This window comes from Streptomyces sp. NPDC092370, assembly GCF_044755265.1.
Lineage (GTDB): Bacteria > Actinomycetota > Actinomycetes > Streptomycetales > Streptomycetaceae > Streptomyces.
In genome coordinates this window covers 123,229-135,671 of the sequence record NZ_JBIVQO010000003.1, presented here as the reverse complement: position 1 = coordinate 135,671, position 12,443 = coordinate 123,229, and the positions used below count along the sequence as shown (strand labels likewise).

Annotated in this window: 13 protein-coding genes and 1 tRNA gene; 10 read left to right on the top strand and 4 right to left on the bottom strand. The window is 72.2% G+C overall.

Going from position 1 to position 12,443, the window contains the following annotated elements; genetic code table 11:
• Window positions 1-116 precede the first annotated feature (116 nt).
• Both ACIQHQ_RS11810 and ACIQHQ_RS11805 read left to right on the top strand, forming a co-directional pair.
• Window positions 117-692 (top strand): TerD family protein, encoded by a 576-nt coding sequence (locus ACIQHQ_RS11810; RefSeq protein ID WP_402611780.1) that lies wholly within the window; start codon window positions 117-119, stop codon window positions 690-692.
• A gap of 116 nt (window positions 693-808) precedes the next feature.
• Window positions 809-1,321, top strand: coding sequence for a GNAT family N-acetyltransferase (locus tag ACIQHQ_RS11805; protein WP_402611779.1), 513 nt, complete (start codon window positions 809-811; stop codon window positions 1,319-1,321).
• Between the two features lie 4 nt (window positions 1,322-1,325).
• Here the strand turns inward: ACIQHQ_RS11805 and ACIQHQ_RS11800 are convergent, their stop codons facing one another.
• Window positions 1,326-2,741 (bottom strand): M1 family metallopeptidase, encoded by a 1,416-nt coding sequence (locus ACIQHQ_RS11800; RefSeq protein WP_402611778.1) that lies wholly within the window; start codon window positions 2,739-2,741, stop codon window positions 1,326-1,328.
• Between the two features lie 37 nt (window positions 2,742-2,778).
• Between ACIQHQ_RS11800 and ACIQHQ_RS11795 the strand changes: the two genes are divergently transcribed.
• On the top strand, window positions 2,779-3,279 hold the full coding sequence (locus ACIQHQ_RS11795) for a hypothetical protein (RefSeq protein WP_184561072.1): 501 nt from the start codon (window positions 2,779-2,781) through the stop codon (window positions 3,277-3,279).
• Between the two features lie 231 nt (window positions 3,280-3,510).
• Here the strand turns inward: ACIQHQ_RS11795 and ACIQHQ_RS11790 are convergent, their stop codons facing one another.
• Window positions 3,511-4,188 carry a pentapeptide repeat-containing protein gene (locus tag ACIQHQ_RS11790; protein WP_402611777.1) on the bottom strand — a complete coding sequence of 226 codons (678 nt, stop codon included), beginning with the start codon at window positions 4,186-4,188 and terminating at the stop codon, window positions 3,511-3,513.
• A 130-nt stretch (window positions 4,189-4,318) separates the two neighbouring features.
• Between ACIQHQ_RS11790 and ACIQHQ_RS11785 the strand changes: the two genes are divergently transcribed.
• The 3 genes from ACIQHQ_RS11785 (at window position 4,319) to ACIQHQ_RS11775 (ending at window position 7,671) form a co-directional block, all read left to right on the top strand.
• Window positions 4,319-5,479 (top strand): FAD-dependent oxidoreductase, encoded by a 1,161-nt coding sequence (locus ACIQHQ_RS11785; protein ID WP_402611776.1) that lies wholly within the window; start codon window positions 4,319-4,321, stop codon window positions 5,477-5,479.
• Window positions 5,480-5,526: 47 nt separating this feature from the next.
• Entirely contained in the window at window positions 5,527-6,510 is a 984-nt protein-coding gene (locus ACIQHQ_RS11780) for a zinc-binding dehydrogenase (RefSeq protein WP_402611775.1), read from the top strand.
• 213 nt (window positions 6,511-6,723) lie between these two features.
• Window positions 6,724-7,671, top strand: a complete 948-nt coding sequence (locus tag ACIQHQ_RS11775) for an aminoglycoside phosphotransferase family protein (RefSeq protein WP_402611774.1) — start codon at window positions 6,724-6,726, stop codon at window positions 7,669-7,671.
• Window position 7,672: 1 nt separating this feature from the next.
• Here ACIQHQ_RS11775 and ACIQHQ_RS11770 read toward each other — a convergent pair.
• Window positions 7,673-7,746, bottom strand: a tRNA-Thr gene (locus tag ACIQHQ_RS11770).
• A 94-nt stretch (window positions 7,747-7,840) separates the two neighbouring features.
• Window positions 7,841-8,257, bottom strand: coding sequence for a DUF3224 domain-containing protein (locus tag ACIQHQ_RS11765; RefSeq protein ID WP_402611773.1), 417 nt, complete (start codon window positions 8,255-8,257; stop codon window positions 7,841-7,843).
• A 99-nt stretch (window positions 8,258-8,356) separates the two neighbouring features.
• Here ACIQHQ_RS11765 and ACIQHQ_RS11760 point away from each other — a divergent pair, with 99 nt between their 5' ends.
• The 4 genes from ACIQHQ_RS11760 to ACIQHQ_RS11745 all read left to right on the top strand — a co-directional run bounded on the left by ACIQHQ_RS11760 (window position 8,357) and on the right by ACIQHQ_RS11745 (window position 12,090).
• Complete coding sequence (locus tag ACIQHQ_RS11760; RefSeq protein WP_402611772.1) at window positions 8,357-9,325, top strand: helix-turn-helix transcriptional regulator; 969 nt, start codon at window positions 8,357-8,359, stop codon at window positions 9,323-9,325.
• Window positions 9,326-9,510: 185 nt separating this feature from the next.
• The gene (locus ACIQHQ_RS11755) at window positions 9,511-10,593 is read left to right on the top strand and encodes a sn-glycerol-3-phosphate ABC transporter ATP-binding protein UgpC (protein WP_390987434.1); all 1,083 of its coding nucleotides are present in this window, start codon (window positions 9,511-9,513) and stop codon (window positions 10,591-10,593) included.
• A gap of 219 nt (window positions 10,594-10,812) precedes the next feature.
• Entirely contained in the window at window positions 10,813-11,262 is a 450-nt protein-coding gene (locus ACIQHQ_RS11750; protein WP_402611771.1) for a hypothetical protein, read from the top strand.
• A 96-nt stretch (window positions 11,263-11,358) separates the two neighbouring features.
• On the top strand, window positions 11,359-12,090 hold the full coding sequence (locus ACIQHQ_RS11745) for an NDP-sugar synthase (RefSeq protein ID WP_402611770.1): 732 nt from the start codon (window positions 11,359-11,361) through the stop codon (window positions 12,088-12,090).
• The last annotated feature ends 353 nt before the right edge of the window (window positions 12,091-12,443 follow it).

Genomic DNA, 12,443 nt, shown 5'->3' with positions numbered 1-12,443 from the left:
AAAGAAAGTAAAGGAGCTGGAACCTCGCGTACCCCTCTCCACGTTCAAGGGGGTAGCTGTAGCTTCGGTTCCGCAGCTTCTTTGCCGCACGTATACGAGGGAAGGGACTCCCAACAATGGCTGTAAGCCTGTCCAAGGGTGGCAACGTCTCGCTCACCAAGGAGGCTCCGGGCCTGACCGCCGTCACCGTGGGCCTCGGCTGGGACGTCCGCACCACCACCGGCACGGACTTCGACCTCGACGCCTCCGCGATCGCGGTCAACACGCAGGGCAAGGTCTACTCGGACGCCCACTTCGTGTTCTTCAACAACAAGCAGACGCCGGACAGCACCATCGTCCACACCGGCGACAACCGCACGGGGGAGGGCGCCGGCGACGACGAGGCGATCAACGTCAACCTCGCCGCCCTCCCGGCCGACATCGACAAGATCGTCTTCCCGGTCTCGATCTACGACGCCGAGAACCGCAGCCAGAACTTCGGCCAGGTCCGCAACGCCTACATCCGCATCGTGAACCAGGCCGGCGGTGCGGAGATCACCCGCTACGACCTGTCGGAGGACGCGGCGACCGAGACGGCCATGGTCTTCGGCGAGCTGTACCGCAACGGCGCGGAGTGGAAGTTCCGCGCGGTCGGCCAGGGCTACGCCTCGGGCCTGGTCGGCATCGCCCAGGACTTCGGTGTGAACGTCTGACGGACGCCCTCCGTCCACGTGTGACGTGGGGAGCCCCCGGCCGCGGGTATCGGGCCGGGGGCTCCGGCGCCCTCAGGCACGGCGAACGCCCCCGTACGAAAGCCCGGCACCGCCCAGTGATCCTCGAACCCCTGCTCCCGCCCGCCCCCGCCCCCGCCGTCCTCGCGGAACTCACGGCCCTCTACGCCTCCCACCCCGAGTTCCACACCCTCAGCGGCGACTTCCCCGACCCGCACGCCATCCGCCCCGGCCAGGTCGCCGCCGCGCTGTCGCAGGAGTGGGAGCACCCCGGCACCGAGATCCTGCTCGCCCGCAGCTTCGGCCGGCTGATCGGCATCGCCGTCACCCTCGCCCACCACCCCGACCCGGCCGACCCGGACCCCTGGATCGGCCTGCTGATGGTGGACGCGAGCCTGCAGGGCCAGGGCCACGGCCGCCGCCTGGCCGCCCTCGTGGAGGACCGCTTCCGCGCGACCGGCCGCACCGCCGTCCGCCTGGCCGTCCTGGCGGACAACGCGAAGGCCCTGGCCTTCTGGACGGCCCTCGGCTACCAGGTCGTCGACCACCGTGAGGATCTGCGACACCGGCGCCCCTGCGCGGTCCTGCGCAAGGAACTGACCCCCGCGTGAGGCCTCACGGCCGCTCCGGCTTCCCCTCCCCGTACAGCCACGCGTCCCAGACCCCCGCCAAGTCCGCCCCGGGCGCCCTTTTCTCGACATAGGCGGTGAAGTCGGCGGTGTCGGCGTTCCCGTGCCGGTAGGTGGCCGCCCAGCCCCGGAGAATCCCGAAGAACCTCGCGTCCCCGACGGCCTGCCGCACCTTCTGCAGCACCATCGCCCCCCGCCAGTACACCGGCGGGCCGGAGATCCGCGCGGCGCTCGGCGGGTCCGCCGGGGGGAACTCCCAGATCTCCTCCCCGGCCTCCTCCGTGTCGAAGTACGCACCCGAGTACAGCGCGTCGAACGTCTCCTGGGTGCTGTCCCCGCCGTGGTCCTCCTCCCACAGCCACTGCGCGTACGTCGCGAACCCCTCGTTGAGCCACATGTCCCGCCAGCTCTCGGGCGTGACGGAGTCGCCGTACCACTGGTGGGCGAGCTCATGGACGAGGAGCGCGATGTCGGGAGCGCCGGGGAACACCGGACGGCTCTGTGTCTCCAGGGCGTAGCCGATGCCGGCCGCGTGGTCGACGATCGCGCCGGTGGAGGAGAAGGGGTACGGCCCGAATCGCCGCTCCGCCCACCGCAGCACCTCCGGAATCCGCCGGAGCACGGGCCGGCTCGCCGCCGCCTCGGCCGGGTCGACGGCCGTGTACACGGGCAGCTCCCCGGCCCTGGAGCGGCTGATGTCGAAGCGGCCGATCGCGAGGGTGGCGAGATAGCTCGCCATCGGCTCACCGGAGTGCCACACGAACGTCGAACGCCCCCGCGTGGTCGTCTCGCCTCGCAACTGCCCGTTGGACACCGCCCGCAGGCCCTCCGGCACGGTCACCGTGAGGTCGTACGCCGCCTTGTCGGAGGGGTGGTGGTTGCCGGGGAACCACGCCATCGACCCCGTCGGCTCGCCGAGTGCGAGCACCCCGTCGGCGGTGCGCAGCCAGCCCTCGCGGGAGCCGTCCGGGTCGGTGACCGTCTCGGGCGCTCCGGAGTAGCGGACGGTCACGCGGAACGTCTCGCCCCGGTCGATGTCGCCGTGCGGCCGGACGGTGAGCTCCTGCCCGGCGCGGTTCCAGCGGGCGATCCCGTGGCCGACGGTGACCTTCTCGACCTCCATGCCGAGCAGGTCCAGGTTGAAGGCGGAGAGGTTTCGGGTGGCGCGGGCGGTGAGGGTGGCCGTGCCGGTGAGGTGGTGGGCGCCGGGGTCGTAGGCGAGGCGCAGGCCGTAGTGGGTGACGTCGTAGCCGCCGTTGCCGGCCTTCGGGAAGTACGGGTCGCGGACGCCGGAGCCGCCCGGGGTGCCGTGCACCCCGCCGCCGCACGCGGTGAGCACGAAAACGCAGACGAGCAGGGCGGGCGCGGGCAGCGTGGGGACAAGACGTACAGATCGGGCCACGACCGCGATCCTACGATCACGTGACACCATCACCTCCGTGCTCGACATCGGCTACGCCCTCTCCAACCGCTTCCCGGACCCGCCGCAGACCGACTACCGCCGCGCGGACGTCCGGGCGCTGCGGCACGACCTGTTCTGCGGGGACGTCTATCTGGCGGACACCAAGACGGATCACGAGGTGTCCACGGCCTGGGGATGGGTGCCGGTGCTCGACTTCGCGTGGGCGCTGTGCGACATCGTGGAGCGGATCGACCGGGACCCGGCGGGGTCGAGGGCGTCCCGGCCGCAGCGGGCGGAGCTGGACTTCACCGAGTCGACGGACCGGATGCTGTTCGAGCGGCGTTTCGGGTGGGTGGACATCGAGGCCGACTGGATGCGCGCGGAGGAGCCCGCGCTCACCGTCTCCCACTCCGAACTGCGCCGCGAGGCCCGGGACTTCCTGCACGACCTGATCGCCGATCTCACCGATCTGCACGACGACCTCGCGGAGAACCCGGCGATCTGGACCCTCCAGGCCCGCTTTCCCCGCCTCCCCTAGGGCCTGTGGTCTGAATCCTGCCGGCGTCGCGGGGCCGGGCACGCCCCTCTGCGGTGTTGTCGTCGGTTGCCGACTCCCCCGAGCTCTCGACTGCGCTCGAGCAGGGGGCCCCATCGCGTTGGCGCCCTCCTCCGCCTTGCAGCCGGACGCGCCGGGCCCCGCTCGGGTCGGCTGACGGGAGCCGAGCCTCAGAGCCGGCCTGATCCAAACGACAGGCCTGGCCGCCGGGGGTCAGCCCTCCACGCGGATCCCCCACTGCGCGGCCAGCACCGGCGCCAGATCCAGCAGCTGCGCCGTGCTGATCACCGCCCCCGACAGCCGGTCCAGCCCGCGGCTGATCTCCAGGGACGCGGCCCCCCGCAGGTCGACGTCCTTCAGGGTCGCCGCGTGGAAGTCGGCGCCCTTCAGCGCGCAGTCCACGAACTCCACGCGCTCCAGACGGGCTCCGCCGAAGTCCGGCTCGACCAGGACGCAGCCCTCGAAGACGACGTCTCTGAGCCGGGCCGTGCGCAGGTTGAGATAGTCGATCTTGCCGCCGCGGACCAGCACCCGCTCCAGCACCGCCCCGTGCAGCTGCGGTCCGCCGAGCCGGGCGTCGGTCAGCTCCACATCGCGCAGGGTCGCCTCGGCGAGGTCGGTACCCACCCCCCGGACGCCGGTCAGGGCCGAGTCCAGAAATCGGGCGTGCCGCAGCCGGGTCTCGTCCAGCGCGCAGCCCGTCAGGGCGCAGTCCATGAAGCGGGCGCCCCCTCCGTCCTGCCCGCAGAGGTCGGCCTCGCGGAAGTCCAGCCCGTCGTAGTCCCCGTCGGGCTCCAGCTCGCCGCCCTCGTACGGCTCCAGCACCGGCAGCCGCACCTCCGGTCGCCGCGCGCCCTTCACACCCGTACCGCCCGCCGCTTGCCTCGCCATGCCCCCCATGCTGCACCCGACCACTGACAACCGGCCCTGACCTGCGAGAACGACGACCATGTCACATTCCGGCGCCCTCGATCGGTCGTACTCCCAGAAGGCGACCCCGACCCGAGGGAGATCCCCAGCCATGCACCGCATCACCGTCATCGGCGGCGGCTTCGCCGGACTGACCGCGGCCATCACCGCAGCCGAGGCGGGCGCCAAGGTCACCGTCCACGAGGCCCACCACACCCTCGGCGGCCGGGCGCGCACCGCCGAGGGCCCCTACCGCACCAACGAGGGCCCGCACGCCCTCTACAACGGCGGCCCGCACTGGGCCTGGCTCAAGCAGCGCGACCTGATCGGCCCGCTCGCCCCGCTCCCACCCCTGGAGGCCGCCCGGCTACGGCTGCGGCACCACGGCGTGCTGCGCCGCACCCCGCCCTTCCCGATGCTGAAGCTGCTGCGCCGGACCGCCGAACAGGCTCCCGTGGACGCCGACTTCCTGTCCTGGGCGACCGGCATCGCGGGCGAGGAGGGGGCCCGGGCCGCCGCCCACTACGCGGCGGTCGCCCTGTTCCACCACGATCCCGGGTCGCTGTCGGCCGCGTTCGTGCAGGAGCGGCTGCGCCGGGCCACCAAGCTGCCGCCCGAGGCCCACTACCCGCGCGGCGGCTGGGCGAGCCTGATCGACCGAATGGCCTCCCGCGCCTGGAACCTGGGAGTCCGGATGGAGACGCTGTCCCGGGTCGACACGCTCCCCACCGACACGCCGGTCGTCGTCGCCACCTCCCTCGACGCCGCCCGCCGCCTGCTCGGCGACGACTCCCTGAGCTGGCCGAGCGGCCGCACCGCCCTCGTCGACCTGGCCCTGCGCACCCGGCGCGGGGACGCCTTCGCGATCTCCGACCTGGACGCCCCCGGCTGGCTGGAGCGCTTCACCGCCCAGGACCGCACTCTCGCCCCGGCCGGTGAGCAGTTGATCCAGGGCCAGATCCCCCTCGCCCCGCACGAGTCCAAGGCGGAGGGCACCGCCCGCGCCGAGCAACTGCTCGACCTGGGCTTCCCGGGCTGGCGCGAGCGCGTCACCTGGCGGCGCGCATCCGTGGCCAACGGCCGTACGGGCGCGGTCGATCCGCCCGGCACCAGCTGGCGGGACCGGCCGGCCGTGGACCGGGGTGACGGTGTCTACCTCGCCGGTGACCAGGTCGCGGCCCCCGGTGTGCTGTCGGAGGTCTCCTTCAACAGCGCCCTGACGGCCGTCTCCCTGGCCCTGGGCCGACGCGATCTTGACCTCAAGCAAGCTTGAGCTTGAAGGCTGGTACCGCACCGGAACGCCCCACCAGAGGAGCTGCCATGCACGCCATCCGCCTGCACGCCTTCGGCCCGCCCGAGAACCTCACCTACGAGCAGGTCGAGGACCCCCGCCCGGGCCCGGGCCAGGTCCGGATCGCCGTACGCGCGGCGGGCGTCCACCTCCTGGACACCGCCCTGCGCGAGGGCATGCGGGGCGGACCGGCGGCCGAGCGAACCCCGCTGCCCACCGTCCCGGGCCGTGAGGTCGCCGGTGTCGTCGAGTCCCTGGGCGAGGGCGTGGACGGACTGTGGCTGGGCAAGAAGGTCGTCGCCCACCTCGGCTTCGTCCCCGGCGGCTACGCCGAACTCGCCGTCACCGAGGTCGAGCGCCTGCACGACATCCCCGGCAACCTGGACTTCGCCGAGGCCGTCGCCATGATCGGCACCGGCCGCACGGCGATGGGGATCCTCCAGTTCGCCGACCTGGGCCCCGACTCCGTGGTGGTCGTCCCGGCCGCCGCCGGAGGCATCGGCACCCTCCTCGTGCAGTACGCCAAGAACGCCGGCGCGACCGTCGTGGGCCTCGCGGGCGGGCCGGAGAAGACCGCCCGCGTGCGGGCCGGCGGCGCCGACCTCGCCGTCGACTACAAGGACCCCGCCTGGCCCGCGAAGGTCCGCGCCCATCTCGGCGGCCGGACCGCGACCGTCGTCTTCGACGGCGTCGGCGGCGACGTCGCCCGCGAAGCCGTCGAACTCCTCGGACCCGGCGGCAGGCACATCGTGTTCGGCTGGTCCGGCGAGGGCATCCAGGACGGCGGCCCCTACCTGGTCGACGGTGTCTCCGAGGAGGTCCTCGGTCCGGTGATGCTGGGAAAGGCCGGCGGGCCCGACCCCGTCCGCACCCTCGAACTGCGCGCCCTCGCCGAAGCCGCGGCCGGCCGGCTCACCCCGGCCGTACAGCGCTTCCCCCTCGCACAGGCCGCGGCCGCTCACCGGGCGCTGGAGACCCGCGGCACGACCGGAAAGGTGGTTCTCGAGCCATGACCTGACGCCCCACCAGCGGCAACGAACCCACGGAAGCGGGCCGCCCCGGCCCTCGCGCGGACACCGGCCCACGCCGCTGGTGGGGCCGGGCCGTCCTCGCCCGGTCGGGCTGACGCCCGACGCGCCCATCGCCCTCCCCTGCCGCCCGGCGCGACCTCGACCTGTCCGAGGACGACCGGCAGAAGGCCCCCACGCCTTGAGCGCGATATCCGCATGACGCACCCGGCACGCCCCACTACCGTGCCGGGAGTGATCGACATTCCCCGGGAACTGGCGGCATCACAGGAGAAGTTCAACGGCGAGGCGGGCCGCGCCTTCATCGCCGGACTGCCCGAACAGACGGACCGCTTCCTCGACCGCTGGGGCCTGAGACCCGACGGCAAGCCCATGCACGGCGTCTCCGCCCTGGTCGTGCCGGTCATCCGGACCGCCGACGGCACCCCGGCGGTCCTCAAGCTGCAGATCCTCGACACGGAGAGCGAGGGCGAACCGGTCGCACTGCGCGCCTGGGACGGCGACGGAGCCGTCCGCCTCCTCGACCACGACGAGCCCACCGGCACCATGCTCCTGGAGCGCCTCGACGAGACCCGCATGCTGTCCCACGTGCCGGACCCCCACCAGGCCGTGGTCACCATCGCCGAGCTCCTGGCGCACCTCACGTCGTTCCCGGCGCCACCCGGCATGCGCCGCCTCGGCGACATCGCCTTGGACATGCTCGACCGGACCCCCCGGGCCCTCACCCGCATCCCCGACCCGGAGGCCCGCCGGTTCGTCGCCGACTGCGCGGCCGCCGTACGCGAGGTCGCCGACGAGCCGGGAGACCGGCTCCTGCACTGGGATCTCCACGACGAGAACGTCCTCGCCTCGGGCCGCGCCCCCTGGCTCGCGATCGACCCCAAGCCCCTCGCGGGCGACCCGGGCTTCGAGCTGTGGCCCGCCCTGGACAACCGCTTCGACCCCGACGACATCGTCTGGCGCTTCGACGCCATGACCGACATCCTCGCCCTGGACCGCCCCCGGGCCCACGCCTGGACCCTCGGCCGCCTCCTCCAGAACACCCTGTGGGACATCGAGGACGACCGCCCCCTCGACGACACCCGGCTGGAAATCGCCCGACGCCTGAAAAAGCCCAGGCCGGGAGTGATCCGGCCTGGGCGGTGAGAGCCCCCTGTCGGATTCGAACCGACGACCTACGCATTACAAGTGCGTTGCTCTGGCCAGCTGAGCTAAGGAGGCGGGCGCCGTGCACCGCGTTGCCGCGCGTGAGGGCGGCTCCACTGTACACAGAGCCCGTTACGCCGAGCCACGGCGTTCCGTTCCGGCCGGCCGGCTACTCCACCTCGTAGGCGAACCGATACTCCACAGCCGTCTCACCGTGCCGTGCGGTGAAGGCGCCCTTTCCCTTCAGACCGGTCAGCTGCCCGCTCCCCGAGCCCGGCACCACCTCGAAGACGCAGTGCACGGTTCCGTCCTCGCCGAAGGAGCCGCGTTCCTCGACCGCGAAGCTCCCCTCGCGTCCGTCGACGCGGCCGGTGAGGAGTTCCATGCCGGCGAAGGAGCCGGTCTTCGCGGTGACGTAGACGATCGAGTATTCGCAGTCGGTCGCCTCCGCCTCGATGCCGCCGGTGAAGGTGTTCCGGACGGAGGCGTGAGCGAGGCGGGGGGTCGCCTCCTCGCCGGGGCCGATCACGCGTTCCCGCCAGTCGGCGAAGGTGAAGTGGCCGGTGGTGGTGCGGGGGCCGGGCATGGGTGGTCCTCTCGGTCGGCCGGACGTGTGCGCCCAGCCTGGATGCCGTACCTGACATCTCCTGTCAGGTACGGCACGGTGTGCCGTGACAATGGCCGCATGCGCGCCGACCGGCTCCTCTCCCTGCTCCTGCTGCTCCAGAACCGCGGGCGGATGACCGCGCCCGAGCTCGCCGCGGAGCTGGAGGTGTCGGTGCGGACGGTCTACCGGGACGTCGAGGCGCTGGGGGCCGCCGGTGTGCCGGTGTGCGCGGACCGGGGGCCTGAGGGCGGCTACCGGCTGATGGACGGGTACCGGACGCGGCTGACCGGGCTGACCGACGCCGAGGCCGGTTCGCTGTTCCTCGCCGGGATGCCCGGGCCCGCACGGGACCTGGGACTGGGAGCGGTACTGGCCAGTGCCCAGCTGAAGGTGCAGGCGGCCCTGCCGGCCGAGCTGTCCGGGCAGGCGCGGCGGGTCCAGGAGCGGTTCCATCTGGACGCGCCCGCCTGGTTCCGGGAGGCCGACCCGGTGCCCTGTCTGGAGGCCGTGGCGGGGGCCGTGTGGGAGCGGCGGGTGCTGCGGCTGCACTACCTGCGCTGGCGCGGCGAGGTGCACCGGGAGGTGCGTCCGCTGGGGCTCGTCCTGAAGGGCGGCATCTGGTACCTCGTCGCCCTGGCGGAGGAGGCCGTACGGACCTACCGGGTGTCGCGCGTGCTGGCCGTGGAGGAGACGGGGGAGATCTTCGAGCGGCCCGCGGGGTTCGACCTGGCCGCCTACTGGGCCGAGTCCTCCCGGCGTCTGGAGGCCGCGCTTCGGCAGGACACCGCGCGGCTGCGGATCTCGCCCCGCGCGCGGCGGCTGCTGCCGATGCAGTTCGGCGCGGCGGGCGTACGGGCCCTGGAGAGCGCGGGCGCGCCCGACGGGGACGGCTGGGTCGAGGTGGAGCTGACCGTGGAGTCGGAGGCGGTGGCCGTGGGCGACCTGCTCCGGCTCGGCCCCGAGGCGGAGGTGCTCGGCCCTCCCGCCCTCCGGCAGGCCGTCGCCCGGGCGGTCGCGGTGCTCGCGGACCGGTACGGGCAGCCCTGAGACGCGCTTCGAAAGTTTCCGCGAAGTTCACAGGCCCGGAACTACTGACATACGTGTGAACGCCAGGTACCGTCCTGAGCCAGTTCACACGCGTGGACTACACCACAACGGAATGACCGTCGTGGCACCGCCTTCCTACTCGGATCGTCCGGCACGTTCCTGCCGGTAGAAGGGGTTCATTCACCATGGCCACTGTCTCGTTCGACAAGGCGACCCGGATCTACCCGGGTTCCACCAAGCCCGCCGTCGACGCGCTGGAGATCGACATCGAGGACGGCGAGTTCCTCGTCCTCGTCGGCCCCTCCGGCTGCGGCAAGTCCACCTCGCTCCGTATGCTCGCGGGGCTCGAGGACGTCAACGGCGGCGCCATCCGCATCGGCGACCGCGACGTCACGCACCTGCCGCCCAAGGACCGGGACATCGCCATGGTGTTCCAGAACTACGCGCTCTACCCGCACATGACCGTCGCCGACAACATGGGCTTCGCGCTCAAGATCGCCGGCGTCAACAAGGCGGAGATCCGGCAGAAGGTCGAGGAGGCCGCGAAGATCCTCGACCTCACCGAGTACCTGGACCGCAAGCCGAAGGCCCTCTCCGGCGGTCAGCGCCAGCGTGTCGCCATGGGCCGCGCCATCGTGCGTGAGCCCCAGGTGTTCCTCATGGACGAGCCGCTGTCCAACCTGGACGCCAAGCTCCGCGTGTCCACGCGTACGCAGATCGCCTCGCTCCAGCGCCGCCTGGGCATCACCACCGTCTACGTCACCCACGACCAGGTCGAGGCCATGACGATGGGTGACCGCGTGGCGGTCCTCAAGGACGGTCTGCTCCAGCAGATCGACACCCCGCGCAACATGTACGACAGGCCCGCCAACCTCTTCGTGGCCGGCTTCATCGGCTCCCCGGCGATGAACCTCGTCGAGGTGCCGATCACCGACGGCGGCGTGAAGTTCGGCAAGTCGGTGGTCCCGGTGCAGCGCGACGCGATCGCCGCCGCCACCGACAAGACCGTCACCGTGGGCGTGCGCCCCGAGCACTTCGAGGTGTCGGACGTCGAGCAGGGCCTCGCCGTCACCGTCAACGTCGTCGAGGAGCTCGGCGCCGACGCGTACGTCTACGGCACCGCGAAGGTCGGCGACGACTCCAAGGACCTCGTCGTCCGCGTCAACGGCCGTGACGTCCCGGAGAAGGGCAGCCAGCTGCACGTCGTGCCCCGCTCCGGCGAGACCCACGTGTTCTCGACGTCGACCGGTGCGCGCCTGTCCGACTGATTCACCCGGCAAACGCACAACACCGGGTGATTCACCCCGGTTGACGAAGAGGGCCCCGCAGCGCACTGCGGGGCCCTTTCCGTTGTCGACAAATACCCCGGCAGACCGGACGTTTCGAGCAGTGTGCGTCAACGCCTTACCCGGAAAGTGGCACTCTCTCATCCCCCGAACCGGTGACTAAATGTCTACAAACCATCACTGGGCGCTACCCTCACACGCGTGAAGCACTCCATGAACCAACAGACGCGACGCGGCCGGGGCCCCGCCCGCCGGATCGGCCGCACCCTCGCTTTCGTCCTGCCCGTCGTCCTGGTGCTCTCCGGGACCCTCGCGGTCACCCGAGTCAACTGGTCGGGGAACTCCACCGACCCGGTGCTCACCGCCGCGGACGCCTCCGTGGGCACCCCACGGGCCGCCAAGCGCGCTCCCCAGGACGTCCTGCGCGACAAGCTGCTGACCGAACTGCAGGAGGAGGACCCGGGCGTCGCCCTCACCCACCTCCAGCAGGCCGTCAACGGCCGCCCGTCGCTGGCGAAGCACTGCGCCTCCATCGCCCACGCCCTCGGCCAGGCCGCGGTCCGGGTCTACGGACCGACCCGCGCCCAGTCCTACGCCCGCCCGGTCTGCGACACCGCCTTCGCCACCGGCGTCGCCGCCGCGCACAACTGAGCCCACCGCCCTGCCACCGGGTGGGAAGTCCGTCGGCCGACGGGAACCGTCGTCGGCCGCAGTCCCGGGGCGGGACGCCACGTACAGTTCGTGTCCATGAGCGATCCGAGCGCCGCGTCCCGCCCCGTTCAAGCCGTCGTTCTGGCCGGTGGCCAGGGCTCCCGGCTGCGTCCGTACACCGACGACCGGCCCAAGCCGATGGTCGAGATCCCCGGGACGGGGACGCCGATCATCGGCCATCAGCTGTCCTGGCTCGCCGACGAGGGGGTGACGGACGTCGTGGTCTCCTGCGGCCACCTCGCCGAGGTGCTGCAGAAGTGGCTGGAGACGGCCGAGCTGCCCGTCTCCGTCACGACGGTCGTCGAGACCGAGCCGCTCGGACGCGGCGGCGGCCTCAAGTACGCCGCGGCGCATCTCCCCCACCCGGACCAGCCCTGGTACGCGACGAACGGGGACATCTGGACGCGGTTCTCGCTGCGGGACATGGCCGACTTCCACGCCGAGCGGGACGCCGTCGCGACGCTGGCGCTGGCCCGGCCCCGGCTGCCGTGGGGCGCGGTGCGGACCGACGGCTTCGGCCGTATCACCGACTTCATCGAGGCACCGCCGTCGACCTTCGAGATCAACGCCGGCGTGTACGTCTTCTCCCCCGAGTTCGCCGGGCTGTTGCCGCACCGGGGTGACCACGAGCGGACGACGTTTCCCCATCTGGCCCGTGATCGGCGGCTGGCCGGGTTCACGATCCCGCAGGGGTCCTACTGGCGGGCCATCGACACGGCGAAGGACCTGACCGAGGCGGCCAAGGAACTGGCCACGCTGGGACGCTGAGTAACCGGCAGGCCGCTTCCCCGCCCGCGGCCGCGGGCCCTCGTTCCTGTGCGGGCACCCGGGTTGAGGCATGTGCCGCGCACGCCACCCCGCTTCGTCACGGTCCACCTCCTACCCATGCGGCACAGCCGCACCGGGTCACAGCCCCACGCCACGCCCACGAGGCATGTGCCGCGCACGCCACCCCGCTTCGCCACGGTCCACCCGCTACCCATGCGGCACAGCCGCACCATGTCGCAGCCCCACGCCACGCCCACGAGGCATGTGCCGCGCACGCCACCCCGCTTCGTCACGGTCCACCTCCTACCCATGCGGCACAGCCGCACCGGGTCACAGCCCCACGCCACGCCCAC

Coding starts and splice junctions, on each gene's coding strand:
- ACIQHQ_RS11810 (WP_402611780.1), top strand. CDS start 117: ATGGCTGTAAGCCTGTCCAAGGGTGGCAACGTCTCGCTCACCAAGGAG.
- ACIQHQ_RS11790 (WP_402611777.1), bottom strand. CDS start 4,188: ATGGCGAGGCAAGCGGCGGGCGGTACGGGTGTGAAGGGCGCGCGGCGA.
- ACIQHQ_RS11785 (WP_402611776.1), top strand. CDS start 4,319: ATGCACCGCATCACCGTCATCGGCGGCGGCTTCGCCGGACTGACCGCG.
- ACIQHQ_RS11780 (WP_402611775.1), top strand. CDS start 5,527: ATGCACGCCATCCGCCTGCACGCCTTCGGCCCGCCCGAGAACCTCACC.
- ACIQHQ_RS11775 (WP_402611774.1), top strand. CDS start 6,724: ATGACGCACCCGGCACGCCCCACTACCGTGCCGGGAGTGATCGACATT.
- ACIQHQ_RS11765 (WP_402611773.1), bottom strand. CDS start 8,257: ATGCCCGGCCCCCGCACCACCACCGGCCACTTCACCTTCGCCGACTGG.
- ACIQHQ_RS11760 (WP_402611772.1), top strand. CDS start 8,357: ATGCGCGCCGACCGGCTCCTCTCCCTGCTCCTGCTGCTCCAGAACCGC.
- ACIQHQ_RS11755 (WP_390987434.1), top strand. CDS start 9,511: ATGGCCACTGTCTCGTTCGACAAGGCGACCCGGATCTACCCGGGTTCC.
- ACIQHQ_RS11745 (WP_402611770.1), top strand. CDS start 11,359: ATGAGCGATCCGAGCGCCGCGTCCCGCCCCGTTCAAGCCGTCGTTCTG.